The sequence below is a fragment of the Candidatus Phyllobacterium onerii genome (assembly GCF_028331445.1).
In the GTDB taxonomy this organism is placed as follows: domain Bacteria; phylum Pseudomonadota; class Alphaproteobacteria; order Rhizobiales; family Rhizobiaceae; genus Phyllobacterium; species Phyllobacterium onerii.
In genome coordinates, this window is record NZ_JAQMHX010000009.1 from 227,907 (window position 1) to 252,367 (window position 24,461).

The 24,461-nt window shown below is 56.2% G+C and carries 24 protein-coding genes, 1 tRNA gene and 1 pseudogene; 18 read left to right on the forward strand and 8 right to left on the reverse strand.

The window, feature by feature from the left end:
• Positions 1-2 precede the first annotated feature (2 nt).
• Entirely contained in the window at positions 3-1,457 is a 1,455-nt protein-coding gene (locus tag PHA01_RS20835) for a glutamate synthase subunit beta (protein WP_271898262.1), read from the reverse strand.
• A 58-nt stretch (positions 1,458-1,515) separates the two neighbouring features.
• Positions 1,516-6,234: a glutamate synthase large subunit gene (gene gltB / locus PHA01_RS20840; protein WP_271898263.1), complete on the reverse strand. Its 4,719-nt coding sequence runs from the start codon at positions 6,232-6,234 to the stop codon at positions 1,516-1,518.
• 530 nt (positions 6,235-6,764) lie between these two features.
• Here gltB and PHA01_RS20845 point away from each other — a divergent pair.
• A complete protein-coding gene (locus PHA01_RS20845) occupies positions 6,765-7,808 on the forward strand; it encodes a threonine aldolase family protein (protein WP_271898264.1) in 1,044 nt (347 codons plus the stop codon).
• A gap of 51 nt (positions 7,809-7,859) precedes the next feature.
• Here PHA01_RS20845 and PHA01_RS20850 read toward each other — a convergent pair whose 3' ends face one another.
• Positions 7,860-8,330, reverse strand: coding sequence for an Hsp20 family protein (locus PHA01_RS20850; RefSeq protein WP_271898265.1), 471 nt, complete (start codon positions 8,328-8,330; stop codon positions 7,860-7,862).
• A 263-nt stretch (positions 8,331-8,593) separates the two neighbouring features.
• On the opposite strand from PHA01_RS20850, the gene PHA01_RS20855 reads away from it, so the two are divergent.
• Positions 8,594-9,031: an antifreeze protein gene (locus PHA01_RS20855; RefSeq protein ID WP_112531696.1), complete on the forward strand. Its 438-nt coding sequence runs from the start codon at positions 8,594-8,596 to the stop codon at positions 9,029-9,031.
• 274 nt (positions 9,032-9,305) lie between these two features.
• Positions 9,306-10,259 carry an alpha/beta fold hydrolase gene (locus PHA01_RS20860; RefSeq protein ID WP_271898266.1) on the forward strand — a complete coding sequence of 318 codons (954 nt, stop codon included), beginning with the start codon at positions 9,306-9,308 and terminating at the stop codon, positions 10,257-10,259.
• A 4-nt stretch (positions 10,260-10,263) separates the two neighbouring features.
• Here PHA01_RS20860 and hisN read toward each other — a convergent pair whose 3' ends face one another.
• Together hisN and PHA01_RS20870 are read right to left on the reverse strand one after the other, a co-directional pair.
• The gene (hisN, locus tag PHA01_RS20865) at positions 10,264-11,037 is read right to left on the reverse strand and encodes a histidinol-phosphatase (protein WP_271898267.1); all 774 of its coding nucleotides are present in this window, start codon (positions 11,035-11,037) and stop codon (positions 10,264-10,266) included.
• Between the two features lie 247 nt (positions 11,038-11,284).
• Complete coding sequence (locus PHA01_RS20870; RefSeq protein ID WP_271898268.1) at positions 11,285-12,175, reverse strand: N-formylglutamate amidohydrolase; 891 nt, start codon at positions 12,173-12,175, stop codon at positions 11,285-11,287.
• A gap of 275 nt (positions 12,176-12,450) precedes the next feature.
• Between PHA01_RS20870 and cpdR the strand changes: the two genes are divergently transcribed.
• Positions 12,451-12,813 carry a cell cycle two-component system response regulator CpdR gene (gene cpdR / locus PHA01_RS20875; protein WP_008124673.1) on the forward strand — a complete coding sequence of 121 codons (363 nt, stop codon included), beginning with the start codon at positions 12,451-12,453 and terminating at the stop codon, positions 12,811-12,813.
• 100 nt (positions 12,814-12,913) lie between these two features.
• Positions 12,914-12,988: transfer RNA gene (locus PHA01_RS20880), tRNA-Val, on the forward strand.
• A 117-nt stretch (positions 12,989-13,105) separates the two neighbouring features.
• On the opposite strand, the gene PHA01_RS20885 is transcribed toward PHA01_RS20880, so the two are convergent.
• The gene (locus tag PHA01_RS20885) at positions 13,106-13,309 is read right to left on the reverse strand and encodes a hypothetical protein (protein ID WP_271898269.1); all 204 of its coding nucleotides are present in this window, start codon (positions 13,307-13,309) and stop codon (positions 13,106-13,108) included.
• Positions 13,310-13,389: 80 nt separating this feature from the next.
• On the opposite strand from PHA01_RS20885, the gene PHA01_RS20890 reads away from it, so the two are divergent.
• From PHA01_RS20890 to PHA01_RS20905, 5 genes and pseudogenes are all read left to right on the forward strand, one after another.
• A complete protein-coding gene (locus PHA01_RS20890; protein WP_271898270.1) occupies positions 13,390-13,539 on the forward strand; it encodes a hypothetical protein in 150 nt (49 codons plus the stop codon).
• 461 nt (positions 13,540-14,000) lie between these two features.
• A complete protein-coding gene (locus PHA01_RS20895) occupies positions 14,001-14,462 on the forward strand; it encodes a hypothetical protein (protein ID WP_271898271.1) in 462 nt (153 codons plus the stop codon).
• Entirely contained in the window at positions 14,459-14,866 is a 408-nt protein-coding gene (locus PHA01_RS20900) for an SLOG family protein (RefSeq protein ID WP_271898272.1), read from the forward strand. The genes PHA01_RS20895 and PHA01_RS20900 overlap by 4 nt, the downstream gene beginning before the upstream one ends.
• Positions 14,863-14,997, forward strand: a pseudogene (locus PHA01_RS29435) (hypothetical protein); the annotation flags it as partial. The gene PHA01_RS20900 and the pseudogene PHA01_RS29435, both read left to right, overlap by 4 nt.
• Before the next feature lie 14 nt (positions 14,998-15,011).
• Positions 15,012-16,067 (forward strand): tyrosine-type recombinase/integrase, encoded by a 1,056-nt coding sequence (locus PHA01_RS20905; RefSeq protein ID WP_271898273.1) that lies wholly within the window; start codon positions 15,012-15,014, stop codon positions 16,065-16,067.
• Positions 16,068-16,461: 394 nt separating this feature from the next.
• On the opposite strand, the gene PHA01_RS20910 is transcribed toward PHA01_RS20905, so the two are convergent.
• Entirely contained in the window at positions 16,462-16,743 is a 282-nt protein-coding gene (locus PHA01_RS20910) for a hypothetical protein (RefSeq protein ID WP_271898274.1), read from the reverse strand.
• 55 nt (positions 16,744-16,798) lie between these two features.
• Here PHA01_RS20910 and PHA01_RS20915 point away from each other — a divergent pair, with 55 nt between their 5' ends.
• The 5 genes from PHA01_RS20915 (at position 16,799) to PHA01_RS20935 (ending at position 20,344) form a co-directional block, all read left to right on the forward strand.
• Complete coding sequence (locus PHA01_RS20915; protein WP_271898275.1) at positions 16,799-17,602, forward strand: SDR family NAD(P)-dependent oxidoreductase; 804 nt, start codon at positions 16,799-16,801, stop codon at positions 17,600-17,602.
• Between the two features lie 9 nt (positions 17,603-17,611).
• Positions 17,612-18,067, forward strand: coding sequence for a PPC domain-containing DNA-binding protein (locus PHA01_RS20920; protein ID WP_271898276.1), 456 nt, complete (start codon positions 17,612-17,614; stop codon positions 18,065-18,067).
• A gap of 170 nt (positions 18,068-18,237) precedes the next feature.
• Positions 18,238-18,423 (forward strand): hypothetical protein, encoded by a 186-nt coding sequence (locus PHA01_RS20925; RefSeq protein WP_271898277.1) that lies wholly within the window; start codon positions 18,238-18,240, stop codon positions 18,421-18,423.
• Positions 18,424-18,596: 173 nt separating this feature from the next.
• A complete protein-coding gene (gene gnd, locus PHA01_RS20930) occupies positions 18,597-19,634 on the forward strand; it encodes a phosphogluconate dehydrogenase (NAD(+)-dependent, decarboxylating) (protein WP_271898278.1) in 1,038 nt (345 codons plus the stop codon).
• Positions 19,635-19,675: 41 nt separating this feature from the next.
• Entirely contained in the window at positions 19,676-20,344 is a 669-nt protein-coding gene (locus PHA01_RS20935) for a hypothetical protein (RefSeq protein WP_417020997.1), read from the forward strand.
• A 46-nt stretch (positions 20,345-20,390) separates the two neighbouring features.
• Here PHA01_RS20935 and PHA01_RS20940 read toward each other — a convergent pair whose 3' ends face one another.
• A complete protein-coding gene (locus tag PHA01_RS20940) occupies positions 20,391-21,395 on the reverse strand; it encodes an aldo/keto reductase (RefSeq protein WP_271898279.1) in 1,005 nt (334 codons plus the stop codon).
• A gap of 100 nt (positions 21,396-21,495) precedes the next feature.
• Between PHA01_RS20940 and PHA01_RS20945 the strand changes: the two genes are divergently transcribed.
• The 3 genes from PHA01_RS20945 to PHA01_RS20955 all read left to right on the forward strand — a co-directional run bounded on the left by PHA01_RS20945 (position 21,496) and on the right by PHA01_RS20955 (position 24,456).
• Positions 21,496-22,407 carry a LysR family transcriptional regulator gene (locus tag PHA01_RS20945; protein ID WP_271898280.1) on the forward strand — a complete coding sequence of 304 codons (912 nt, stop codon included), beginning with the start codon at positions 21,496-21,498 and terminating at the stop codon, positions 22,405-22,407.
• A 118-nt stretch (positions 22,408-22,525) separates the two neighbouring features.
• Entirely contained in the window at positions 22,526-23,815 is a 1,290-nt protein-coding gene (locus tag PHA01_RS20950) for an Hsp70 family protein (RefSeq protein ID WP_271898281.1), read from the forward strand.
• Positions 23,816-23,976: 161 nt separating this feature from the next.
• On the forward strand, positions 23,977-24,456 hold the full coding sequence (locus PHA01_RS20955; RefSeq protein ID WP_271898282.1) for a MaoC family dehydratase: 480 nt from the start codon (positions 23,977-23,979) through the stop codon (positions 24,454-24,456).
• The last annotated feature ends 5 nt before the right edge of the window (positions 24,457-24,461 follow it).

The following is a 24,461-nucleotide window of genomic DNA, read 5'->3' on the forward strand; positions in this document are numbered from 1 at the left end:
TCTTATCGCGGCAGCACCGAAGCGCCCATCAGCGCCGCATCGATGGATTGCGCCGCCTGACGGCCCTCGCGGATCGCCCAGACCACCAGTGATTGCCCGCGACGCACATCGCCAGCCGTGTAAAGCTTGTCGACGCTGGTGCGATAATTCGTGTCATCCGCTGCAACCGAACGGTTACCACGGCGATCGGCCCGCATCTCGAGCGAACCCGCCAGTTCCTTGACGATTCCATCCTCGAACGGACCGGAAAAACCGATGGCGATGAATGCCAGGTCGGCCTTGATGAAAAAGTCTGTGCCGGCGATCGGCTTGCGCGCTTCGTCGACTTCGCAGCACTTGACGTGGGTCAACGTGCCATTTTCACCTATGAATTCAAGCGTTGCCACCTGGAATTCGCGGTCGGCGCCTTCGGCCTGGGAGGAAGATGTGCGCATCTTTGTCGCCCAATATGGCCAGACGCTGAGCTTGTCTTCCTTCTCCGGAGGCTGGGGACGAATGTCGAGCTGCGTGACCTTCACCGCACCCTGACGGAACGCAGTGCCGACGCAGTCGGATGCCGTATCGCCACCGCCGACAACCACCACGTGCTTTCCCGAGGCAACGATCGAGTCGCTCGGCCATGCCACGGATTCAATGTTCTCGCGGCCAATGCGGCGGTTCTGCTGGACGAGATAGTGCATGGCGTCATGAACGCCTTCGAACTCGCCGCCAGGAATACCCGCAGGACGCGGTGTTTCCGCTCCGCCGCAGTAGAGAACCGCATCATAGGTATCGATAAGCTCTTGAATTGGCTTGTCTATTCCGACATTGACCCCGCAGAAGAACGTAACGCCTTCGCCCTCCATTTGGGTGACGCGGCGATCGATGAAGTGCTTCTCCATCTTGAAATCCGGGATCCCATAGCGAAGCAAACCGCCCGGCCTGCTCTCGCGTTCATAGACATGAACCTCATGTCCGGCCCGCCCAAGCTGCTGCGCGGCGGCCATCCCTGCCGGCCCCGAACCAATGACCGCGACGGTCCTCCCGGTCTTCGAAACAGCCGGCTGCGGAATGATAAAGCCCTTCTCATAGGCCTTGTCGGCAATCGCCTGCTCTACCGTTTTGATTGAGACCGGCACATCTTCGAGGTTGAGCGTGCAGGCCTCTTCACACGGCGCCGGACAGATTCTGCCGGTAAATTCCGGGAAATTATTGGTGGAATGCAGGTTTCTGATCGCCTCATCCCAATTGTCGTTGTAGACGAGATCATTCCAGTCAGGAATCTGGTTGTGGATCGGGCAGCCCGTAGGCCCATGGCAAAACGGAATTCCGCAATCCATGCAGCGTGCAGCCTGCTTTTTGACCTCGCCATCCGACATGGGAATGGTGAATTCCCTGAAGTGCCGTATGCGATCCGACGCGGGCTGATACTTGCCGACCTGCCGGTCGATCTCGAGAAAACCTGTAACCTTACCCATAAAACTGTTCCCATGCTGAGCGTCGCCGCGGCGACGCTCCAAGCGTAAAGCATTGATATTATTCGGCTGCGACACCCATCCGCATGCGCTCCATGTCTTCGAGCGCGCGGCGATATTCGACCGGCATGACTTTCACGAATTTCGGCCGGAAGGTTTCCCAGTTGTCGAGAATTTCCTTGGCGCGGCCCGAACCCGTATAATGCATGTGGTTCGAGATCAGCTGCACCAGACGCTCTTCATCGTGACGGGTCATATTGCCCGACACGTCGACGCGTCCCTTGTGCATAAGATCGCCGCCGTGATGATGCAGCTTCTCGAGGATGTCGTCCTCCTCTGGAACCGGTTCGAGCTCGACCATCGCCATGTTGCAGCGCTGGGCGAAATCGCCTGCTTCATCAAGCACATAGGCAACACCGCCCGACATGCCGGCTGCAAAGTTGCGCCCGGTCTGGCCGATAACGACGACAACGCCGCCGGTCATGTACTCGCAGCCGTGATCGCCTGTGCCTTCGACGACTGCGATGGCGCCCGAGTTACGCACGGCGAAACGTTCGCCGGCCACGCCGCGGAAATAGGCCTCTCCCTCGATAGCACCATAAAGCACTGTATTGCCGACAATGATCGAGTCTTCCGGCACGATTTTCGTGTTCTCCGGCGGACGAATGACGATGCGGCCGCCGCAAAGGCCCTTGCCGACATAATCGTTGCCGTCGCCGATCAGTTCAAACGAAATGCCGCGCGCAAGGAATGCCCCGAAGGATTGCCCCGCAGTGCCGGTGAACTTGACGGAGATCGTATCTTCTTTCAGGCCTTTATGGCGGTAACGCTTGGCGACTTCACCCGACAGCATCGCGCCGGCGGAACGATCGACGTTCTTGATACCCATCTCGATCTTGACCGGAATCTTGGTTTCGAGCGCAGTCCTCGCCTGTTCGATCAGCTTGCGGTCGAGAATATCGACGATCGGGTGGTTCTGCCGTTCGGTCCAGCGTGTCTTCTCCTCGGGCGCCTCCGGCTTATGGAAAATGCGTGTGAAATCAAGTCCCTTGGCTTTCCAGTGATCGATCATCTCGCGCTTTTCGAGAAGCTCGGCCTTGCCGACGATTTCTTCAAGCTTGGTGTAGCCCATCTCTGCAAGGAACTGCCGCACTTCTTCTGCCATATAGAAGAAGAAGTTGATGACATGTTCCGGTGTACCCTTGAAGCGCTTGCGCAGGACCGGATCCTGCGTCGCCACGCCGACCGGACAGGTGTTGAGGTGGCACTTGCGCATCAGGATGCAGCCCGTCGCAATCAAAGGAGCCGTAGAGAAGCCGAACTCGTCGGCGCCAAGCAACGCACCGATGATGACGTCACGGCCAGTCCGCAAACCACCGTCCACCTGAAGGGCGATGCGCGAGCGAAGACCATTGAGCACCAGCGTTTGCTGTGTTTCAGCCAGCCCCATTTCCCATGGACTGCCCGCATGCTTGAGCGAAGTGAGCGGCGAAGCGCCCGTTCCGCCGTCGTAACCGGAAATCGTGATGTGATCGGCGCGCGCCTTGGCAACACCGGCCGCGACAGTTCCGACGCCGACTTCCGAAACGAGCTTGACCGAGACATCCGCTTCCGGATTGACGTTTTTCAGATCGTAGATGAGCTGCGCCAGATCCTCGATGGAATAGATGTCATGATGTGGCGGCGGCGAAATCAGACCGACACCGGGGGTGGAATGACGGGTCTTGGCGACAGTCGCATCGACCTTGTGGCCCGGCAGCTGACCGCCTTCGCCGGGCTTGGCACCCTGCGCGACCTTGATCTGCATCATGTCGGAATTGACGAGATATTCCGTCGTCACACCGAAACGGCCGGACGCTACCTGCTTGATCGCCGAGCGCTCGGGATTTGGCTTGCCGTCGGGGAGCGGATAGAAGCGATCCGGCTCCTCGCCGCCCTCGCCGGTGTTCGACTTGCCGCCGATACGGTTCATGGCAATGGCGAGCGTGGTATGGGCCTCGCGGCTGATTGAACCGAAGGACATGGCCCCGGTCGAGAACCGCTTGACGATGTCTTGGGCAGGCTCGACCTGATCGATCGGAATGGGCTTGCGGCCGCTATCCGATGCCATTTTGATCTTGAACAGGCCCCGGATCGTCTGCGCTTGTGCCGACTGGCTATTCACCATGTCGGAATATTCCTTAAACGTCGCCGGCGATTCAGTCCGCACGGCGTGCTGCAGCTTTGCAACTGCGTCGGGCGACCACAGATGCGCCTCGCCGCGGATGCGGTAGGCATATTCGCCGCCCACTTCCAGCGTGCTCATCAGCACAGGATCATTGCCGAACGCGTCGCGGTGCCGGCGAACAGTTTCCTCTGCAACCTCTTCAAGACCCACACCTTCGATCATGGTTGCAGTCCCGAAGAAGTACCGGTCAACAAATTCCGATTTGAGGCCTACCGCATCGAAGATCTGCGCACCGCAATAGGACTGGTATGTGGAAATGCCCATCTTGGACATAACCTTCAAAATGCCTTTGCCAATCGACTTGATGTAACGCGAGACGATTTCGCGCGAGTCGACTTCCGGCGGGAACTCACCGCGCTTGTGCATGTCGAGCAGGGTGTCGAACGCCAGATAAGGATTGATCGCTTCCGCCCCATAGCCGGCAAGGCAGCAGAAATGATGCACTTCACGCGGCTCACCGGATTCGACCACAAGGCCTACCGATGTGCGCAAGCCTTTGCGGATCAAATGGTGATGGACTGCGGCGACAGCCAGCAACGCGGGGATCGGGATGCGATCCGGTCCCACCTGACGATCCGACAGGATAATGATGTTATAACCGCCATGCACCGCTGCTTCGGCACGATCGCAAAGCCGCTCGACTGCACCGGCCATGCCTGCCGCGCCTTCTTCGACGTTATAGGCGGTATCCAGTGTCTTGGTGTCGAAGCGATCTTCCGTATGTCCAATCGAACGTATCTTTTCCAGATCGCCATTGGTCAGGATCGGCTGGCGCACCTCAAGCCGCTTGCGGCGCGATGTGCCCACCAGATCGAAGATGTTCGGACGTGGCCCGATGAAGGACACGAGGCTCATCACCAGCTCTTCGCGGATCGGATCGATCGGCGGGTTGGTGACCTGCGCAAAGTTCTGCTTGAAATAGGTGTAAAGCATCTTCGACTTGTCAGACATCGCCGAGATCGGTGTGTCCGTACCCATCGAACCAATGGCTTCCTGGCCCGTAGTCGCCATGGGCGCCATCAGGATGCGCGTGTCCTCCTGCGTGTAGCCGAAAGCCTGCTGACGATCGAGAAGACTGACATCCTTGCGCAGCGCGCGTGGTTCCACCGGGCTCAGTTCTTCCAGAATCAGCTGCGTGTTCTTCAGCCACTGCTTGTAAGGATGGCGGTTGGCGATCTCCGACTTGATCGTGTCATCTGAAACGATCTCGCCCTTTTCCATGTCGATCAGCAGCATACGGCCTGGCTGCAGCCGCCACTTCTTGACGATCTTCTCTTCCGGTACGGGCAGAACCCCGGCTTCCGATGCCATGATCACAAAATCATCATCGGTGACGAGATAGCGCGCCGGGCGCAGTCCGTTGCGGTCGAGAGTTGCGCCAATCTGGCGGCCGTCAGTGAAGGCAACCGCTGCCGGACCATCCCATGGTTCCATGAGTGCCGCATGATACTCGTAAAACGCCTTGCGGTCATCGGCCATAAGCTTGTTGCCGGACCATGCTTCCGGGATCAGCATCATCATCGAATGGGCAAGCGAGTACCCGCCCTGGAACAGAAACTCCAATGCGTTATCGAAACATGCCGTATCCGACTGGCCTTCATAGGATATGGGCCAGAGCTTGGAAATATCGTTGCCAAAGTACTCGCTGTCGACCGAAGCCTGCCGCGCCGCCATCCAGTTGACGTTGCCGCGCAGCGTGTTGATTTCGCCGTTATGCGCCACCATGCGATAAGGGTGCGCGAGCTTCCATGACGGGAACGTGTTCGTGGAAAACCGCTGGTGCACCAGCGCCACCGCGCTTTCGAAACGCGGATCCTTCAGGTCCTGGTAATAGGCACCGACTTGATAAGCGAGGAACATGCCCTTGTAGACGATCGTGCGCGCTGACATGGAAACGACATAGAAGTCGCTCTCCCTGCCGCCGTTCTCCTGATAGATGCGATTCGAAATCACCTTGCGCAGAACATAGAGCCGGCCTTCGAAATCCTCGTTGGTTTCGATGTTGGCGTTACGACCGATGAAGACCTGCCGGTGGAATGGCTCTGTCGCAGCAATGTGGGGTGCTTTGGACAAGGATGAGTTGTCGACAGGAACATCGCGGAAGCCGATAAGCGATTGTCCTTCGGAAGCGATAACTTCGGTGATCACCGCCTCGATGTGCGCGCGCTCTTCAGGATCCTGCGGCATGAACAGATAGCCGACGGCATAGTGGTTGACAGGAGGAAGCTCGACGCCTTTTTCGGCCCAGTCGGCACGGAAGAACGCATCAGGGATCTGTACGAGCAGCCCGGCACCATCGCCCATCAAAGGATCCGCGCCCACAGCCCCACGATGAGTGAGGTTTTCGAGCATGAACAGCCCATCCTCGATGACCTTGTGCGACTTCACGCCCTTCATATGCGCGATAAAGCCGACGCCACAGGCGTCATGTTCGTTGCGCGGGTCGTAAAGGCCTTGTCGGGCTGGAAAACCTGACGATTTATTGGTTTTGACCGCACGATTCTGTACGGCCTGAGCGAGTTCAGTCGTTACAGATGGCGTCAAATCCGACATCGTCAATTCCTCCAATTGGCGCCCTCGGCGGGCGGTAATATCTCCTGCTGCGCTACACGTCTCTTAGACGCGTATAGGACGTAGCAGCATTTTAATTTTGCGGATAATCCTTTTCAAAAACCGTTTCGGTTTTTGGGATTATCCGCAGGAGACGGAATACCATAATTCCAGTCCCGCTTCATGCGGCATATCTTCCGGTGCGGATTGCGGTCACCATTATAAGGACGGAAGCACCTGCTCACCATCCTCGTTCTCAGTTCGCACAAATAGGACAGCAATGCTGTCTTATTATGGTATGCCAGAATTATTCCAAACAAACAAGATGGAAAAGCAAAAAAAATCTGCATCCCACGAAATATCATTGCGCATAACGTTTCAAAAGTATGCCATTAGTTTCAAAACATGCGGTTTCCCCTAAAAGTGAAAGGACAAATAGCCACTTCCAAATGGATAGCCTCTACCGCTCCCTTTTCACCAGCAGATGAAAGGCGTATGCGTTTGCGCGTCAGTGGAAAATCGTAAGGTCGACTATGCATTTTGCTTCCGATAATTGGGCCGGAGCCCACCCGAAGATTGCCGAGAGTTTGAGCAAACATGCGGATGGTTTTGCCGCCGCCTATGGCACAAGTGCTCTCGACAAAGCGGTCGCACAGAAGTTCAACGAGCTATTCGAGCGAGAGGTTGCGGTTTTCTTCGTCGCCACCGGCACAGCGGCAAATTCACTGGCACAGGCAGCTATCGCAAAGCCGGGTGGTGTGACGTTCGCTCATCGCGATGCACACACGATCGCGGACGAAGGCGGAGCGCCTGAATATCTGACTGGCGGTGCCCGGCTGCACCCGGTCGACGGGCCGCTCGGACGCATCGATGTTGACAATCTCAAAAAGGCGATGGCCGGGTATAACAATGTCCGCACCGGTCAGCCGATGGCAGTTTCCATAACACAACTGACCGAGAGCGGCACGCTTTACGAACCCGGCGAAATCGCCGCGATCTCCGCAGTTTGCCGTGAAAGCGGTCTGCCAATGCATATGGATGGCGCCCGCTTTGCCAACGCGCTGGTTTCGCTGGGCTGCTCCCCTGCGGACATGACGTGGCGGCAGGGCGTCGACATGCTGTCGTTTGGCGGCACGAAGAATGGCTGCTGGTGCGCCGAAGCACTGGTCTTCATGGATCCGGCACGCGCTGAGGCTTTCCCCTATATCCGTCAGCGGGCTGCGCAACTCTTTTCAAAGTCGCGCTTCATCGCCGCCCAGTTCGAAGCCTATTTCGAAGACAACCTCTGGCTGGATCTGGCAAGCCATTCCAACAGTATGGCCCGGCGCATGGCTGACCGCATTGCTGCATCAGGCAATGTTCGACTAGCCTGGGAGCCACGCGGCAACGAGATTTTCGCGATCCTGGAAAAGACGACTGCAGCGAAGTTGCGCGAGAACGGCGCACTCTTCTACGACCAAAACCCGCCGCACTCCGAGAAACATCTGGTCGGGGAAAATGAAACCCTTGTTCGATTGGTGACCAGTTTCGCCACTTCAACAGAAGAAATCGATCGCTTTGGTGAACTGATCGCATAAAAAAAGCGGCGCATTGCTGCGCCGCCTTTCTCATTTGTATACACCAACCGCTTAGTTCGTGGCTTTCGCCTCGATCTGCTTGGCTTCCTTGTCGGACAAGGGAGTGACAGCAATCTTGCGCGGCTTCATTTCTTCCGGAATTTCGCGTTTGAGTTCAATGTGCAGAAGGCCATTTTTCAGGCTCGCACCACTGACTTCGACGAAATCGGCAAGATGGAAGCGGCGCTCGAAAGCGCGCGAGGCGATACCGCGGTAAAGCGTTTCGGCCTTTTCATCAGACTTCTCTACAGCCTTCTCGCCGGTCACCTTGAGCTGGTTGCGATGTGCCTCGATCTGGATCTCGTCCTCCGAGAATCCGGCAACAGCGATGGTGATGAGATAGGTGTTATCGCCAGTCCGCTCAATATTATAGGGCGGATAGGTCTGGGCACCTTCTGGCTGGGCCAGACTGTCGAGAATGGTAAAAAGCCGGTCAAAACCGACGGTTGAACGATAGAGCGGGGAAAAATCAACGTGACGCATGTTTAAGCCCTCCTTTAGAGCGACAATGTTTGCGTGTTTTGGCTCTCGGTAGAACTCCCTTTGTGGCAAGTTCCGTCGAACCAGCGACCCCGATATGGCGGTCACAGAAATTATCTGGTTAGCCCGGCGGCGGATTTCAAGAGGTTACAAAGTGTGGCTGTGGATGAACGCAAAATGAACATCATCTTCGGAATACGTTCACGTGGATGTGACTATAAATGCACCAAGGTTGGAAACGAACCGATACTACAAAGGATACGATAATGAAGAAAACCGTCCTCGCACTTACCGCTGCAGCACTTCTCGTTACCGGGTTTGCTGCTTCGGCAATGGCCGACAGCCGCTATTACCGCGCTGACGCGGCTGCCGAATATCTTGACGACAGCGGTGGCGCCGATGGCTATTTCGTTCAGGAACGCCGCTACTATGATGGCGAGAGCCGCCGCTATTATCGCGATGATCGTCGCGAACGGTTTGGTCCCCGCGACGTCGCGCGCATGCTTGAACGCCGTGGTTTTCGGGTCCGTGACGTGAACTTCGAGCGTGGGCGCTATTTCGTACGCGCTGCACGTCGTGGCGATCCGGTCCTTGTCGTCGTTTCGCGCGATGGAGATATTCTGGAAACTCGCCGGATGGGCGGTGATCGTTATCGCGATCGTCGCGAAAGCGGTTTCAGCATCGAGATAAACCCGGCTTACTGAGTACAAAAGCCGAATTCGTTCCGGGTGTAACGTCCCTTCCATCCGGAATGAACTGACCGGAAGCTCTCAGGCGAGTTTCCGGTCATTCTTTTTTCTAGAGCAATCCCAGGAAAAGTGGGAACCGGTTTTCCCTCCGGGATTGCATAAAACAAAGAGCTAGGGCAATTCCGCGATTCGAAGAAAAACGTAAATGCTCTAACTGCGGTTTGACCTTTGCAGCGCCACATTTTATCACAGGCAGAAGCTATTGGCGGCGAGGAATTGACCAGACCAAATGATCAGACCGCTTGTCGAAACTTCATCCAATCCTATCCCGTCCGGTACACGTGTTGATTCGCTCAATCTTCGCGACGGCAAGGAACTCCGCTATACCATCACCCCGGCTAGTGCTCAGCCTGCGCAGGGCACAGTCATCATCCTGCACGGGCGTAATGAGTGCATCGAGAAGTATTTCGAGACCGTCCGCGACGTCGCTAGCCGTGGCTTTACAGTTGCGACATTCGACTGGCGCGGCCAGGGAGCATCCAGCCGGCTCCTGCGAAATGCCGCAAAAGGCTATGTAAAAAGCTTTGACGATTATGCAGCTGATTTCGAGCGACTGTTCGAACATGTCCTCCTGCCCGATTGCCGCGGGCCATTCTACATCTTGGCTCATTCCACCGGAGCGCTTGCGGCCCTCTTGGCCGCCCCAGCCCTTTCGAATCGCATCCGCCGGATGGTCCTGATCGCGCCGCTATTGGATATCAATGGCAGCCGCGCCAGAAAGACGATTGCGCGGGTTGGCGCGAGCACACTTCGCTATGCGGGACTTGGCCGGGCTTACATGCTAGGTGGCCCGCACAAGATAAGGCCATTTGATTTCAATGAAGTAACGTCCGATCCGGCGCGTTATCTGCGAAATTGCGAGATTCTCGAGAACGCGCCTGAACTGGCCATCGGCGGGCCCACGGCAAGCTGGATCGTCGCAGCGGCCAAAGCGATCAAAAAGATCAGTCGGCCGGAATTCATCGAAACGATCCGGATTCCCATGCTGATGGTTGCAGCGGGAGCCGACAGCGTCGTCTCCACTCCGGCGATCGAGCGTTATGCCTTGCAACTGCGCAATTCCACATTGCTGACAATAGATGGCGCCAGGCATGAAATCCTCCAGGAGAAGGATTTCTATCGCGAGCAGTTTTTTGCCGCATTCGACGCCTTCATTCCAGGCACTGGCGGCGAGACGGAATAGACCATCAACGGTTGAGCAATTCCAGAGTCCTGGCGTGAAGTTCGGGCGTCGCAGCAGCAACGATATTGCCGGCCTTCTCCGCCGGACCTCCATCCCACGTGCTGATCACACCACCGGCCTTTTCGATAATCGGAACAAGCGCCACAATGTCATATGGATGCAGGCCGGTTTCGACAACGAGATCGACGAACCCCGCCGCCAGCATCGCATAGGCATAACAATCCGTGCCGTAGCGTGCGAGCCGCACGCTTTGTTCGACCCGATCATAGGCGGCGCGCTTCTCATCCTTGAACATTGCCGGCGTGGTCGTAAACAGTGTGGCCTCGGAAAGTTCGGTGGTTTTCCGCGTTTCGAGGCGGCGAATACCACCCGGACCCTCGTACCATGAAGCGTCACCGTCACACATGAACAGCTCATTGGTAAACGGTTGAGCCATGAGCCCCGCCACTGCATCCCCGTCGATGGTAAGACCGGCCAATGTTCCCCATACAGGAATACCGGAAATGAACGCGCGGGTACCATCGATCGGGTCGATCACCCAGACATGCGAATGATCGAGGTTCTCGCCGCCGAACTCTTCGCCAAGAATGCCGTGATCCGGGAAACTGGCGTTGATCAGTTTGCGAATCGCCTTTTCAGCCTCTCGGTCCGCCTCTGTAACGGGGTCAAAACCTGCCTGATATTTATTGTCGATAAGCGAAATCGTACGGAATCGCGGCAACGTCTGCTCCGCCGCGACACCGGCGATTTGCTTCAAAAAGGAAAGTTCAATGGCCAAAATAGCTCCTCACGATTAAAATATCCTCATTTTCCTGCAGCGCCGGCGAATTTATTGCATTTTTTTTAGGCAACTAATAATGGTGCCCAAAAAAACATACAAAACACTTGACATTTGTGCGGCGCAGCATAGATTGGTACATGGACAGGGCGACCTGTCTATGCCCTCCTTGGGCGTTTCCTCCCTAGACTTGGGCCGCGCTTATGCGCGGTCTTTTTTTGTTTAAGAATCTGTTGCTGGTGGAGGGCTATTCGGCAGCAAGCGGCGTATCCAGGAAGTAGAAATCCGGCAGCGATACGAGATCTCGTAGAAAAAGTGCAATATCCCGCTGCAGCTGATCGAAGCCTGCCTTTTTTTCGTAACTGTGTTCGTTGAGGTAAAGACCACGATTGACCTCGATCTGCAGGGCATGAAACTGCTTGAGTGGCCGCCCGTAGTGCTCGGTGATATAGCCGCCCGCGTAGGGTTTGTTGTGGGCGACCACATAGCCCATATCCCGGAGTAGCTGGGTCGCTGCATTGGCAAGCTCTGGCGCACAACTCGTGCCAAACCGGTCGCCTATAATGAAATCCGGGCGTATGCCGCTTTCAGGAAAACGAATGCCTGTCGGCATTGAATGGCAATCGACAAGAACGCCATAGCCAAAACGTTCGCGCGTTTTGACGAGAATATCTCCGAGGAGTGCGTGATATGGCCTGTAGATCGTTTCGATGCGGCCCAGCGCCTCTTCGAGGTGGAGCTTATGCGCATAGATTTCCTGCCCCTCGCCGACAAGGCGAGGAATTGTGCCCAGACCACCCGCAACCCGGGCGGAATGCCCGTTGGCGTATGAGGGCAGCGGTTCAAAAAACATTTTAGCATCGAGCTCGTAAGGCTCGCGATTCACATCGAGATAGGCCCGCGGGAAATGCGCCACCATCAAGGGTGCGCCGATCATGACTGTCGAAGCAAACAGCTGATCGACAAAGCAATCTTCCGAACGCCGGATCGTGTGCGGATCGAGTTGCGATTGCTGCAGGAAGGCGGCCGGATAATATCGTCCGCTATGAGGTGAGTTGAAAACGAACGGAATGCGTTGATCGGACGGTTGCCGCAATTCGTAAGGCAGGCTGTCAGGAAAATCACGCTCGGCGGTCATCGCTCACTTCGAAGGTTCATTACTGTTCATGGTACCACTCTAGATCAAGTTTCCTTCAGATGGAATTGACCAACGGTCCACCATGACCAACTTTCTGGCGTATGCAAGTTACACCTGTTGGGGTGCTTTTCCCGCGAAACGGCACCTCGACTTTTGCAGCGTTCACGCTTATTTCTAGCAAATCATTCACGCGATCTTTACCAAAAAAGCGTTTCTTGAATCGTGATGGACGCTGATCTGGGGATGATCGGGTGCTAACCAATTCGGACGGACTGATGAAGAGAATCCTTCTTGCGGAAGATGACAATGATATGCGGCGCTTTCTGGTCAAGGCGCTGGAGAAGGCTGGATATCACGTCACGCATTTCGACAATGGTGCCAGCGCATATGATCGATTGCGTGAAGAGCCGTTTTCACTGCTTTTAACCGATATCGTCATGCCGGAAATGGATGGTATCGAGTTGGCGCGCCGCGCTTCGGAAATCGATCCCGACCTGAAGATCATGTTCATTACCGGCTTTGCTGCCGTGGCGCTCAATGCCGATTCGAAGGCTCCGAAAGATGCCAAGGTGCTTTCCAAGCCGTTCCACCTGCGCGATCTTGTCAATGAAATCGAGAAAATGCTCGTCGCAGCCTGATAGGCGGCGACATTCATTCCTTGTTGTGAAGAAAGCCTGATAAGTTCTCCCCACAGCTATTGACGGAGCCAATTCAATATGGTGTATGCGCCCGTCAGATGGGCGTGTAGCTCAGCGGGAGAGCACTACGTTGACATCGTAGGGGTCACAGGTTCAATCCCTGTCACGCCCACCATCTGACCCTCAATAATATCAATACGTTAGCATTAAATTTCATGGCGCACACATAGTGCTCTAAAGGTTCAGTGAACCTTATCCCTTTTCAGCATCATATTTGCCGAGACAGGGATAATCACTTCATCAAACGGTCGAACTCTGATTGATAGCCGCGATTGCCATCGCTCAGCTCGGGCGGGTTATCTCGCCAATCATATTCGCTGCCTTGTGGCATGTAAGACAGCAGATATGACAGCATGAGAGCAGCACGTTCTTCGCGCGGGGATTTGTGACGAAGCTCGGCTATGAGGTTTGTCACCTCGCTTGGGGTGATTTTCATCGACATGTTTCCGTGTCGTGTACGGGTTTGCTCTGTTCTTCGACACGTTTCTTCAAATCACGAATGTCGGCTTGCAGGTCATGGCAAAACCGCTCCAGAGACATGAGGTTGCGCTCAAGGGCTTCGATCCTGGAAATGTCATTCATCGCTCGGCTCAGGCGCTGGAATATCTATCGAAGGAGGAGCGCCCCGTGCTGGCATTGTCTTATGCGGTGGCTTTGCTCGTATAAGGCCTGCTGAGAGGTGATAGCCTGAAATGCCATGCTCTACGGCTGCGAGGTGTAAGGCGCTGTACGGGTCTCCCTTGGCCCTCTGGAGCCATAGTTTGACTTGGTCGTCTGGTGTGATGTCTGTCATGAGGCTACCTGTGCGGCACGTTTGATGACCGGAGGGAGGTTGATTTGCGCCCTCCCGTCCTCGCCATGTTCTTTGTGGATGGTGATCGAGATGAGGGATTTGCCGGAACCGTATTTCCCAGCGTGGTGTGCATCGACTTCTGCAATCGTTCTGAAGCATTCGACGCGAACGCCAAGCACCTCCTGAACGACCTGAAGCAGCGCTGGAGACCATGCCGTGAGTGATTTCCCTGCAACAATTCTTGGGTATTCAACGCAAGTATATCTCTGGTTTTGCTCTTTTCATCTGTTGGTGATTGGCTTGGGTTGCGTCATTGCCTTCGTGAGGTCCCGCCATGACTAGCACCATTGCGTTGATCGAGGCCAAGGCGGAAGAGCTTTGCCTCGAGAAGGGTCATAACCGACGCATCGCTTACACCTTCCGTGAAGACGCAGCTATTGCGATCATCACGGACCTTCTACAGCGCAACAAGGAATTGGATGAAGCCAATTTTGCGCTGTCAGCCGGTGCTTGCATTGTCAAGAACGGCCTACTTAGCGGAGAAGGTGGCTCGCCATATTGCACCCTTCTACAGCGCTGTGAGAAGGCAGAGGCGGAGAGCGCCGCGTCTTGTTCCATGGTTGTAGCGGGCATAAAAGCGAGGGAAGCCGCAGAACGCCAGCGAGACGAGGCACGGAAAGCGCTGGAGCCGTTTGCCAGGATAGAGCCGGTCAGCATCTCATTACTCGGCGGAGAACACATATCATCCGATGCGTTCCGCGCTGCGCGTAATGCAATGGGAGAGCCGACAAAATGAAAGTCCTCGTCTGCGGTGGAAGAAAATACAGCGATAAAGTCACGGTATGGGGATGGCTTCAGGCTATCCACTTAAAGCACGGCATCGATAGGGTCATCCAAGGAGGTGCCGATGGTGCCGACAAGTTGGCGCTAAAATGGTGCTTGGACCAGAGCATAGAATGCTGGAACGTGCCAGCCGATTGGACAGATCTAAGCCAGCCCGACGCCGTTATCAAGGCGCGCCGCGATGGCACTAAATACGATGCCAAGGCCGGTAGCAGGCGCAACCAACGTATGCTTGACGAAGGACGGCCTGACGTTGTTGTGGCCTTCCCCGGCGGCACTGGCACGGCTGATATGATGCGCCGGGCTGTGAAGGCCGGTGTACGCGTATTCGAACCAGTTAAGAGGACCAGAGCATGAGCGTCTTCACCCCCGCCAAGCTAGCCGAGCGTTGGGAATGCTCCGAACGCCATATCCGCAACCTGATCGCAGCCGGTCAGTTGCGTTCATTTCGATTAGGAGGCAAGTTGCTCCGCATTAGGGGCGAAGACGTGGAGAACTACGAATGTCAGAGTGGCGCATCACCAGACTCAGAGGAAAGCTCGCTCTCACGTTCGAACGCGACGGCAAGCGTCATCGATACTCCCTTGGGACCGACAACGCGCGCGAGGCTCTTAACATTGCGCCAGCCCTCTATGCGGAGTTAACACGCCCCACAGGCACTAGAGTCCGTGACCTCTGGACGGCTTATTGTCTGGACAAGCACGGCAAGGCCGTCCTCTCCACGATGGAGCATACCTGGAAGGCGCTTGAGAAGCGGTTTGGTGATCGCGACGGCGACAGGATCACCATAGAGGATTGTCGGGCTCACATTGCTGAACGCAGGGCGCAGCGCACCAAGCAGTGTCCAGACGGAATTCAAGACGGAACCATCCATACCGAGCTAGGCCATCTGCGCACCGTCCTAGTCTGGGCTGAAGAACACGGCATCATTTTCAAGGCACCGAAGATTGAGCGCCCCTCCAAGCCTGAACCAATGGAGCGCCATCTCACCCGCGACGAAGCACACCGCATTCTCGCAGCGGCGAAAGCCCCTCATCTGCAAACAGCAATTCACCTCATGCTTGGTACGGCAGCGCGCATTACAGCATTGCTGGAATTGAAATGGGACAGGGTAAACTTCGAAAAGAAACTGATCCATCTGCGCAACCCGGATGACACGGTAAAGCGCAAGGGACGCGCTATCGTGCCGATCAACTCGTCGTTGATGGCCGCGCTCAAGGAAGCCCGCAAAGGGGCGCTGACAGAGTATGTCGTGGAATGGGCTGGACAGCCGGTGAAGAGCCTGAAGCGCTCCATAGCGAGCGCTGCAAAGGCAGCAGGGCTTGAAGACGTGTCGGCGCATGTGTTCAGGCACACGGCAGCGGTATGGATGGCAGAGGCGGGGATCGATATGGAGGAGATCAGTCAATATCTCGGACACAGTAATGTGGAGATCACGCGGCGCGTCTATGCGCGCTACTCGCCGGACTATCTGCGCAATGCAGCGTCGGCTCTTGAAATGGGCTTATACATAGTGCCCGCTGGCACAAGTGAACCTGCGGAGAAGAACATAAATTGAACATGGTGCCGAAAACGCCAATTACGAAGCGCCCACTTCCACGTATTTCCTACGTTTCCGTGGCTGGCCCTTCCTTGACATCGTAGGGGTCACAGGTTCAATCCCTGTCACGCCCACCATCTGACCCTTAAATTCAGGCACTTAAGCAACGTCCATTTGACTAACAACAATTGTTAGATGTGCACTTGCGCGCAGACAGTGGGCGTTTCGTGCGCCCTTTGCAGTTCGGCAATGATGCTTTCCGTCGCAAGTTTTGCCTCTAGCAGGTACTCCGGATCAAAACTCTCATAGGATTTCGCAGCACGTTTTTTATTGTGGCCTAGCCACACGTCGCACTGTTCTTGGTCGACCCGCATATGTCGCCATTAAATGCCAAATCGTGCCTTGGGTGAACTCATCGATGGATTTCGACTGACGCTTGAACGTCTGCTTCATCATCAGGACGGGCACCTTGTCCCATTTTACGGCTACACTCATCTAGCCAGTGGTGCAGATTATCAGTGAGCGAGGGATCGTTCGGATGAGAAGCGCTACGGGCTTGAATGGTATTGCGGCGAACATAAAAGTGACGCTGGCGATAGTTAGCCTCTGATTTCAGTTTTCCCACGAGTTCGTTGTCAGTGTTTCTTGCAGCTAATGATTGCGAAGCATCACGCTCTAAGGCACGTTTACTCAAACCTCCGTCGATGATGATAAACTATGCGAAAATACCCAATCTAGGAGAAGCTCCCATGGACCTGAAATTGACAGGCAAGACGGCCCTTGTAACCGGATCCACTGCAGGGATCGGGCTGGCAATCGCCAAGCGGCTAGCTGCGGAAGGAGCAAATGTCGTCATCGTCGGCCGATCGCAGGCCAAGCTGGACGAAGCAGCAAAGATCATTACCACCTCCAAGTCTTCCAAAATCGCGTCAGGCATCCGCGCCGTGCTCGCAGATGCTGCGACTGCCGAAGGGGCTGCCGTTTTGCATCGTGAAGTCCCGACCGTTGATATCCTCGTCAATAATCTCGGCATCTATGAATCCAAGCCTTTCACTGACATCACTGACGCTGATTGGCTAAAATTCTTCGAGGTAAACGTGCTCAGCGGCGCACGTCTCGCTCGTCAATATTTTCCGGATATGCTGGAACGAAATTGGGGGCGGATCATCTTCATCGCCAGCGAATCCGGTCTCGTTGTTCCCCCAGACATGATCCATTACGGCATGACGAAAACGGCGCAGCTTGCCATATCGCGCGGCTTGGCCGTGTTGACGAAGGGCACAGGTGTAACGGTAAACTCGGTCCTGCCCGGCCCTACCCGATCAGAAGGCATCGTCGACTTCTTGAAGAGTGTCGCCCGCGACCCGTCTTTGCCGCCCGAGGAGATGGAAGCCGAATTCTTTCGCAACGAACGTTCCACCTCGTTGCTGCAACGCATGATCGAACCGGAAGAAATCGCCGACCTGGTGGCATATGTGGCGAGCCCACTGTCAGCGGCAACGAATGGAGCAGCGCTTCGTGTCGAGGGCGGCATTACGCCGACAATCGCATAGGAGGTCATGATGCCCAACTCATCCAGCGACATCGGGACGGCCAGGTTCACCAAGACGCCGACGGGTTATCTAATGGTATTGCTTCAAGGGGATAATTTGTTCGTCCAACTTGAGGCGTTGATGGAGAGCGAACAGATTCCCTCGGCGAGCTTCTCGGCCTTCGGATTCGCAAGGCTTGCCACTTTCGGCTTCTTCGATTTCGCCAAGAAACAATACGTTCCAAGATCGTTCGAGAACGTCGAGATGGCAAGCATTACAGGATCGCTGGCTTGGCAAGACGGCAAGCCGTCGATTCATGCTCACGGGGTCGGCTGCGATCACACCTTCGCGGCCGTTGGCGGGCATTTTCTGGCACTGGAGGTTGGAACCGGATCACTTGAGATCACCATTACAGCGCGCGCACAAAAACTTGAGCGTAAGCTCGATACTAAAATTGGGGCGAACGTTTTAGACGTCCGAGGCTGAACCCGCCGTTGGAAGAAATAATCCCAGCGATCTTTGGATTTTAGCTCCCCATCACAGATTTGCCAGAACGATGTCGAGACATTAAGTCCTTGGCGACGCCAAGGGGTCATGGTGACAGCACAGTTTCGTGGTCATACCTGGCTCAGTCTTTGCTCAAAGCCAAGCCACTTATGCGCCGGAAGTGGCAGCTGAGAAGGCTGCCTGTCCAGGTAGGCCGGCGCCGCGTAGAGGACAAGGACGGTAATCCGCTGGAGGTGCATCGAAAGCTGGCTGACGGCACCTGCGCCTTTTTCATTGATCATCCCTTCGGCGCCGATCTGGACTGGGCGGTCGCAGCACCGCCGGAGACCGAGTAGCGACTGCACTGGTCTCCGGTTCGTTTCCCTTGGCTTTGTTTTCCATCACGATCTTATGACCACCTGCATCGCTTGTGCCGCCAGATGCGCGGACCTACTTTGTCAGTGGCATTGCCCTGTCGCCGTTTAGGTGTAGCCTTCTGACAATTCCAACCCTTCGGCGGAGATTCGAGATGCAGCTTGGTATGATTGGACTGGGGCGTATGGGCAGCAACATGGCGCAGCGCCTGATGAAGCATGGTCACAACTGTGTCGTTTACGACACGCGCGCCGAGAGCATGGTGGAGTTGCAGAGCCTCGGCGCCAAGGGTAGCACGTCGCTGCCGGAGTTTGTCTCTACGCTGACAAAGCCCCGCGCTGTCTGGCTGATGTTGCCGGCTGCAGTCGTTGACAAGGTGCTGGCACAATTGGTGCCGCTGCTCGACAAGGACGATATCGTCATCGATGGCGGCAATTCATATTATCACGATGACATCCGCCGCAGCGGCGAATTAAAAGCGAGCGGCATCCACTATGTCGATGTTGGCACGAGCGGCGGCATATTTGGCTTCGAACGCGGTTACTGCCTGATGATCGGCGGCGAAAAGGATATCGTTCAACACCTCTCCCCGATCTTTGCCGCTCTTGCTCCTGGCAAAGGCAATGGACCCGAAACCCCCAGCCGTCTGGAGAAACCGGTCGCCGGCAGCACGGCCGATCAGGGTTACTTGCATTGCGGCCCGCATGGCGCTGGGCATTTTGTCAAGATGGTCCACAACGGCATCGAATACGGATTGATGGCTGCTTATGCGGAAGGGCTCAACATTCTGCGCAATGCGGATATCGGCCTACGCTCGCATGAGGTCGATGCCGAAACGACGCCGCTACAGAATCCCGAGCATTATCAATACGAGTTCAACCTGCCCGACATTGCCGAAGTATGGCGTCGCGGCAGCGTCGTCAGTTCGTGGCTTCTCGACCTCACAGCCGATGCTTTGCATGGCGATCCCGCGCTCGCGAGCTATGAGGGGCGCGTCTCGGATTCGGGCGAAGGCCGCTGGACTGTCATGGCCGCGATCGACGAGGCCGTACCGACACCCGTTCTCAGCGCCGCATTGCAGGAACGCTTCTCGTCGCGCGGCAATGCCGACTTCGCCAACAAGATCCTGTCCGCCATGCGACGTGAATTTGGCGGGCACGTGGAAAAACAGGCGCCGAAACCGGCTGGGTAATCCCGCCCGCCGGACGCCTGTGCATACAGGAGTACAAAGTCATGGATATGAAAATGTTGAGATCGACCCTTCCGATACTGGCTCTGGCGGCTGGTGTGGCGATGGCGCTGCCGCTGGAGGCCAGCGCTCAAAGCATGATGAAGAAGGGTCAGTCAACCATGACGACGAAGGCGTCCAACAGGGCCAATGTCCGCGGAACAATCGAGAGCTTTAACGACACATCCATCGTCGTGAAAACGCGCGAAGGACCTGATGCAACCGTCACGTTGAGCGATGGCTGGGTCGTCGGCGGCGTCGCCAAGGCGTCGCTTGACGACATCAAGAAGGGCGACTTTGTCGGGATAACCAACGTGCCGAAAAGCGAAGGGGGCAACAGCGCGCTTGAGGTGGTGATCTTTCCGGCTGCACTCAAGGGCACAGGTGAAGGCGACCGTCCATGGGATCTGAAGCCGAATAGCAGCATGACAAACGCCACAGTTGCCGATGCAGTCAAGGATGTCGATGGACGCACCCTGACAGTCACCTATCGTGGCGGCGAAAAGAAGATTGCAGTTCCGGACGGCACGCCGATCGTCACCCTTGCACAGGCCACAAAGGACGATCTGAAGCCCGGCGCTACGGTCTTCGTCGCCGCCGAGAAGGGCAGCGACGGCACCCTCACCTCGAAGCGAGTCGTCGTCGGTACGAACGGCGTCGTTCCGCCCATGTAATCAGAAGAAAATATCCCGGAAACAGTACTGCTTCCGGGATATGCACTCAATGGTGAGCGCCAACTTCGCTATCGAGATGCGCCATCTGCACTTCGGCATAGCGCGTCCCGGCGGCGGCACCTTTGGGCACGGCATTTTCGATAGCACCCAGGTCTTCGCTCGTAAGCTTGATGTCGAGAGCACCCAGCGCCTCACTCAGGCGGTCGCGCCGTCGCGCACCGATCACCGGTATGATGTCCTCGCCCTTCGCCGCGACCCAGGCAATGGCGATCTGCGCCACCGTCACGCCCTTGCTAGCCGCAATCTTCTGCAGCGCCCCGACCAACGCCAGGTTCTTCTCGACATTGTCGCCCTGGAACCTTGGACTGTGCGTACGAAAATCGCCCGGATCCGTGTTACCCTTTTTCCAACGCCCGCTGATGAGACCACGTGAAAGCACGCCGTAGGCGGTGATCCCGATCCCGAGCTCGCGGCAGGTCTCAAGAATACCATCTTCGATGCCGCGCGAAATCAGCGAATACTCGATCTGCAGGTCGACGATCGGGTGGACGGCTGCGGCCTTCCGGATGGTGGCCGAACCGACCTCGGACAGGCCAATGTGCTTGACGTAACCCGCCTTGACCATGTCGGCGATGGCACCAACCGTATCTTCGATCGGTACATTGGGATCGAGCCTCGCCGGCCGATATATGTCGATATAGTCGACACCCAGGCGTTGCAGTGAATAGGCGAGGAAGTTCTTGGTCGCTTGTGGCCTCGCATCAAAGCCGGACCAGCCGCCCGCGGGATCGCGAAGCCCGCCATATTTGACGCTGATGACCACGTCTTCGCGCTTCGTGCCCTTCAGCGCTTCTGCAATCAACATTTCATTGTGGCCTTGGCCGTAGAAATCTCCGGTATCGAGAAGATTGATCCCTGCATCAAGCGAAGCATGAATGGTCGCGATGCTTTCAGCGCGATCGGAGGGTCCATAAATACCCGACATGCCCATGCAGCCGAGACCGATTTCGGAAACGCGCGGTCCCGTTTTTCCAAGTTGACGATATTGCATATTCTAACTCCGGTTCTTCAATATTCCAGAGCAGTATAAAACAACTATGTTTGTGCGATAATCCCGTCTATTCTGTACGGGTCGTTTGGAAAAATGCACAATGAATGAGCCCGACCTGTCCGACCTTGGTGCTTTGGTAGCTGTCGCGCATACGCGCAGTTTCCGCGCGGCGGCCGCGATTCGCGGCGTGTCGGCGTCGTCCTTGAGCGAAGCCATTCGCCGGCTGGAAGCGCGTGTTGGCGTGCGATTGCTCAACCGCACAACACGCAGCGTCACACCAACCGAAGCCGGAACGCAGCTGCTCGAACGTCTTGACCCGGCGCTCGGAGAGATTGCCGGAGCGCTCGATGCTCTCAACAATTTTCGCGACAGCCCCACCGGCACGCTCAAGCTCAATGTACCGGTCATCGTGGCGCAAAAGATCCTGCCGACTATCGTCAACCGGTTCCTTGCAGCATATACCGGAATCACGCTGGAGATTTCAGCCATCGACACTTTCATCGATGTGCTGGCGGCAGGCTTTGATGCGGGGATACGCTACGACGAAAGCATCGAGCGCGATATGATCGCAATCCCAATAGGCCCCCGCACCCAGCGCTTCATGGTTGCGGCAGCACCATCGTACCTCGCAAACAACGGCAAGCTCGAGCATCCACGCGATCTCATCCATCACGCTTGCATACGTCACCGCTTTGCCAGTGGCGTGGTTCTAAACTGGGAATTCGAGCGAAACGGCAAGCTGATAAAAATCACGCCGAAAGGCCCGCTTATTGCCTCGACTGCGGACATCGGGATTGGCGCTGCCATTGCCGGTATCGGGCTGATCTATACGTTTGAGGAATACTTGAGCCCGGCCATCGCCAGCGGCGAGCTTGTCCCTGTCCTTGACCCCTGGTGGCAGAGTTTTACGGGCCCCCGTCTCTACTATCCGAGCCGCAGGCATATGCCTGCACCGCTTCGGGCCTTTGTGGATTTCATCAAAAATACCGAACATTCGCAAGTTCAAGCCTAGGTCTCTTGCATCCACCGCCCCGCTATGCCATGACGCGCGCTCCCATTCGAGGCGGTGCTTTGCGCGGCCCTTCATAGATTCTCGACCACGCAATTTCCGGTATAAAAGGAGCGCTGCCATGGCTCAGGCGCTGGGTTTCGACTTTGGCACGACAAATACGGTTATGGCCTTGGCCGATGGATCGTCGACCCGCTCGCTGGTATTCACCAGTGCGGCCGGCACCGCCGACAGCATGCGAACCGCCTTGTCCTTTATGAAGGATCCCCTCGCAGGCGCATCCGCTTTGAAGGTCGAGGCGGGACATGCAGCCATCCGGCAGTTCATCGATCATCCCGGCGAATGCCGTTTCCTGCAATCCATCAAGACTTTTGCCGCAAGTGCGCTGTTCCAAGGCACTTTGATCTTTGCCAAGCGCCAGACTTTCGAAGACCTGATGGAGATATTCCTGCGGCGCCTCAAAGTCTATGCGGACGGCAACTGGCCTTCGGACATCACGCGAGTGGTCACCGGACGCCCGGTGCATTTTGCCGGTGCAAATCCAGACCCGGCGCTGGCGACCGAGCGCTACAACGAAGCATTGACGCGCTTTGGATTTCCGGAAATCCATTTCGTCTACGAACCGGTCGCGGCAGCATTCTACTTCGCGCAAAATCTCAAAGCCGACGCGACGGTATTGGTTGCGGATTTTGGCGGCGGCACGACCGACTATTCGATCATTCGCTTCGAAACATCGGCTGGCAAACTCAGCGCGACGCCGATCGGCCATTCCGGCGTAGGCGTTGCCGGAGATCATTTCGACTATCGCATGATCGACCAGATCGTCGCGCCGCAGATCGGTAAAGGCAGCTTGTTTCGAAGCTTCGACAAGACCCTCGAAGTCCCCGCCTCGTGGTATGCCAATTTCGGGCGCTGGAACCAGCTTTCAATCTTCAAGACCTCGCGCGAATTTGCCGCCTTGAAGAAGCTTGTCCGTGACAGCCTTGAGCCGGACAAGCTGGAGATTTTCGTCGATCTGGTGGACCACGACGAGGGCTATCCGCTCTATCAGGCCGTGTCTGCCACCAAGATAGCGCTTTCATCGGCAGACGAAGCGGCGTTCGACTTTGCACCGCTTGGACGCGGCGGCCACAAGACTATCCGACGATCCGACTTCGAAGGCTGGATCGCCAGCGATCTGGCACGTATAGAAGGCGCACTTGACGATGTGCTCGAAAAGACCAAGACCTCGCCTGCCCACATCGACAAGATATTCCTGACCGGAGGTACATCCTTCGTTCCGGCAGTCCGCCGTATTTTTACCGAGCGGTTCGACCGTGATCGAATCGAGAGCGGCGGCGAACTCCTCTCGATCGCTCACGGCCTCGCGCTGATCGGTGAGCGCGACGACATCAAGCAGTGGACCGCATAGAGCAATTCCAGGAAAAGTGGGGAGCGATTTTCCGTCCGGAATTGCGTAAAGACAAAGAGCCCAAGAAAATGGAAATGCTCTGGCCTCAAATTCTTGAGGGATGACAATCTGGCCGCAACGGTCTATCGAACAGTTTCGAGAATACGTTTGGAAACGAGATTATGAAAGAAGCGGTTACGCTCAAGCAACTGACGGCAGCCATCGGAACTGAAATCGGCTGTTCGGAATGGCGCGTCGTCAGCCAGGACATGATCAACCTGTTTGCTGACGCAACCGATGATCATCAGTTCATTCATACCGATCCGGAACGCGCCGCGGAAACGCCCTTTGGCGGCACCATCGCCCATGGTTTTCTGACGATCTCGCTGCTGTCGACATTGGCCTATGAGGCGCTCCCGATGATCGAAGGCGCGACCATGGGTATCAACTACGGTTTCGACAAAGTGCGCTTCATGGCGCCGGTTAAATCCAGCAAGCGCGTACGAGCCCGCTTCAAGCTCGTGGATGCCGATATCCGCCCTTCGGGCCGTGTTCTCAACAATTATGAAGTAACGCTTGAGATCGAAAACTCCCTCAAGCCCGCGCTGGTTGCCAACTGGCTGACTATCGCGGTTCTGGAACACCCGCCGGAAATGGACTGAACAGG

What these genes read in the sequence shown, in the direction of transcription:
- PHA01_RS20870 (WP_271898268.1), bottom strand. Translation starts at nt 12,175, where the DNA reads ATGACCGCCGAGCGTGATTTTCCTGACAGCCTGCCTTACGAATTGCGG.
- gnd (WP_271898278.1), top strand. Translation starts at nt 18,597, where the DNA reads ATGCAGCTTGGTATGATTGGACTGGGGCGTATGGGCAGCAACATGGCG.
- PHA01_RS20950 (WP_271898281.1), top strand. Translation starts at nt 22,526, where the DNA reads ATGGCTCAGGCGCTGGGTTTCGACTTTGGCACGACAAATACGGTTATG.
- PHA01_RS20900 (WP_271898272.1), top strand. Translation starts at nt 14,459, where the DNA reads ATGAAAGTCCTCGTCTGCGGTGGAAGAAAATACAGCGATAAAGTCACG.
- PHA01_RS20935 (WP_417020997.1), top strand. Translation starts at nt 19,676, where the DNA reads ATGGATATGAAAATGTTGAGATCGACCCTTCCGATACTGGCTCTGGCG.
- PHA01_RS20885 (WP_271898269.1), bottom strand. Translation starts at nt 13,309, where the DNA reads ATGAAAATCACCCCAAGCGAGGTGACAAACCTCATAGCCGAGCTTCGT.
- PHA01_RS20955 (WP_271898282.1), top strand. Translation starts at nt 23,977, where the DNA reads ATGAAAGAAGCGGTTACGCTCAAGCAACTGACGGCAGCCATCGGAACT.
- cpdR (WP_008124673.1), top strand. Translation starts at nt 12,451, where the DNA reads ATGAAGAGAATCCTTCTTGCGGAAGATGACAATGATATGCGGCGCTTT.
- gltB (WP_271898263.1), bottom strand. Translation starts at nt 6,234, where the DNA reads ATGTCGGATTTGACGCCATCTGTAACGACTGAACTCGCTCAGGCCGTA.
- PHA01_RS20945 (WP_271898280.1), top strand. Translation starts at nt 21,496, where the DNA reads ATGAATGAGCCCGACCTGTCCGACCTTGGTGCTTTGGTAGCTGTCGCG.
- PHA01_RS20850 (WP_271898265.1), bottom strand. Translation starts at nt 8,330, where the DNA reads ATGCGTCACGTTGATTTTTCCCCGCTCTATCGTTCAACCGTCGGTTTT.
- PHA01_RS20905 (WP_271898273.1), top strand. Translation starts at nt 15,012, where the DNA reads ATGTCAGAGTGGCGCATCACCAGACTCAGAGGAAAGCTCGCTCTCACG.
- PHA01_RS20890 (WP_271898270.1), top strand. Translation starts at nt 13,390, where the DNA reads ATGGCAAAACCGCTCCAGAGACATGAGGTTGCGCTCAAGGGCTTCGAT.
- PHA01_RS20860 (WP_271898266.1), top strand. Translation starts at nt 9,306, where the DNA reads ATGATCAGACCGCTTGTCGAAACTTCATCCAATCCTATCCCGTCCGGT.
- PHA01_RS20920 (WP_271898276.1), top strand. Translation starts at nt 17,612, where the DNA reads ATGCCCAACTCATCCAGCGACATCGGGACGGCCAGGTTCACCAAGACG.
- PHA01_RS20915 (WP_271898275.1), top strand. Translation starts at nt 16,799, where the DNA reads ATGGACCTGAAATTGACAGGCAAGACGGCCCTTGTAACCGGATCCACT.
- PHA01_RS20845 (WP_271898264.1), top strand. Translation starts at nt 6,765, where the DNA reads ATGCATTTTGCTTCCGATAATTGGGCCGGAGCCCACCCGAAGATTGCC.
- PHA01_RS20835 (WP_271898262.1), bottom strand. Translation starts at nt 1,457, where the DNA reads ATGGGTAAGGTTACAGGTTTTCTCGAGATCGACCGGCAGGTCGGCAAG.
- PHA01_RS20940 (WP_271898279.1), bottom strand. Translation starts at nt 21,395, where the DNA reads ATGCAATATCGTCAACTTGGAAAAACGGGACCGCGCGTTTCCGAAATC.
- PHA01_RS20855 (WP_112531696.1), top strand. Translation starts at nt 8,594, where the DNA reads ATGAAGAAAACCGTCCTCGCACTTACCGCTGCAGCACTTCTCGTTACC.
- PHA01_RS20895 (WP_271898271.1), top strand. Translation starts at nt 14,001, where the DNA reads ATGACTAGCACCATTGCGTTGATCGAGGCCAAGGCGGAAGAGCTTTGC.
- PHA01_RS20925 (WP_271898277.1), top strand. Translation starts at nt 18,238, where the DNA reads ATGCGCCGGAAGTGGCAGCTGAGAAGGCTGCCTGTCCAGGTAGGCCGG.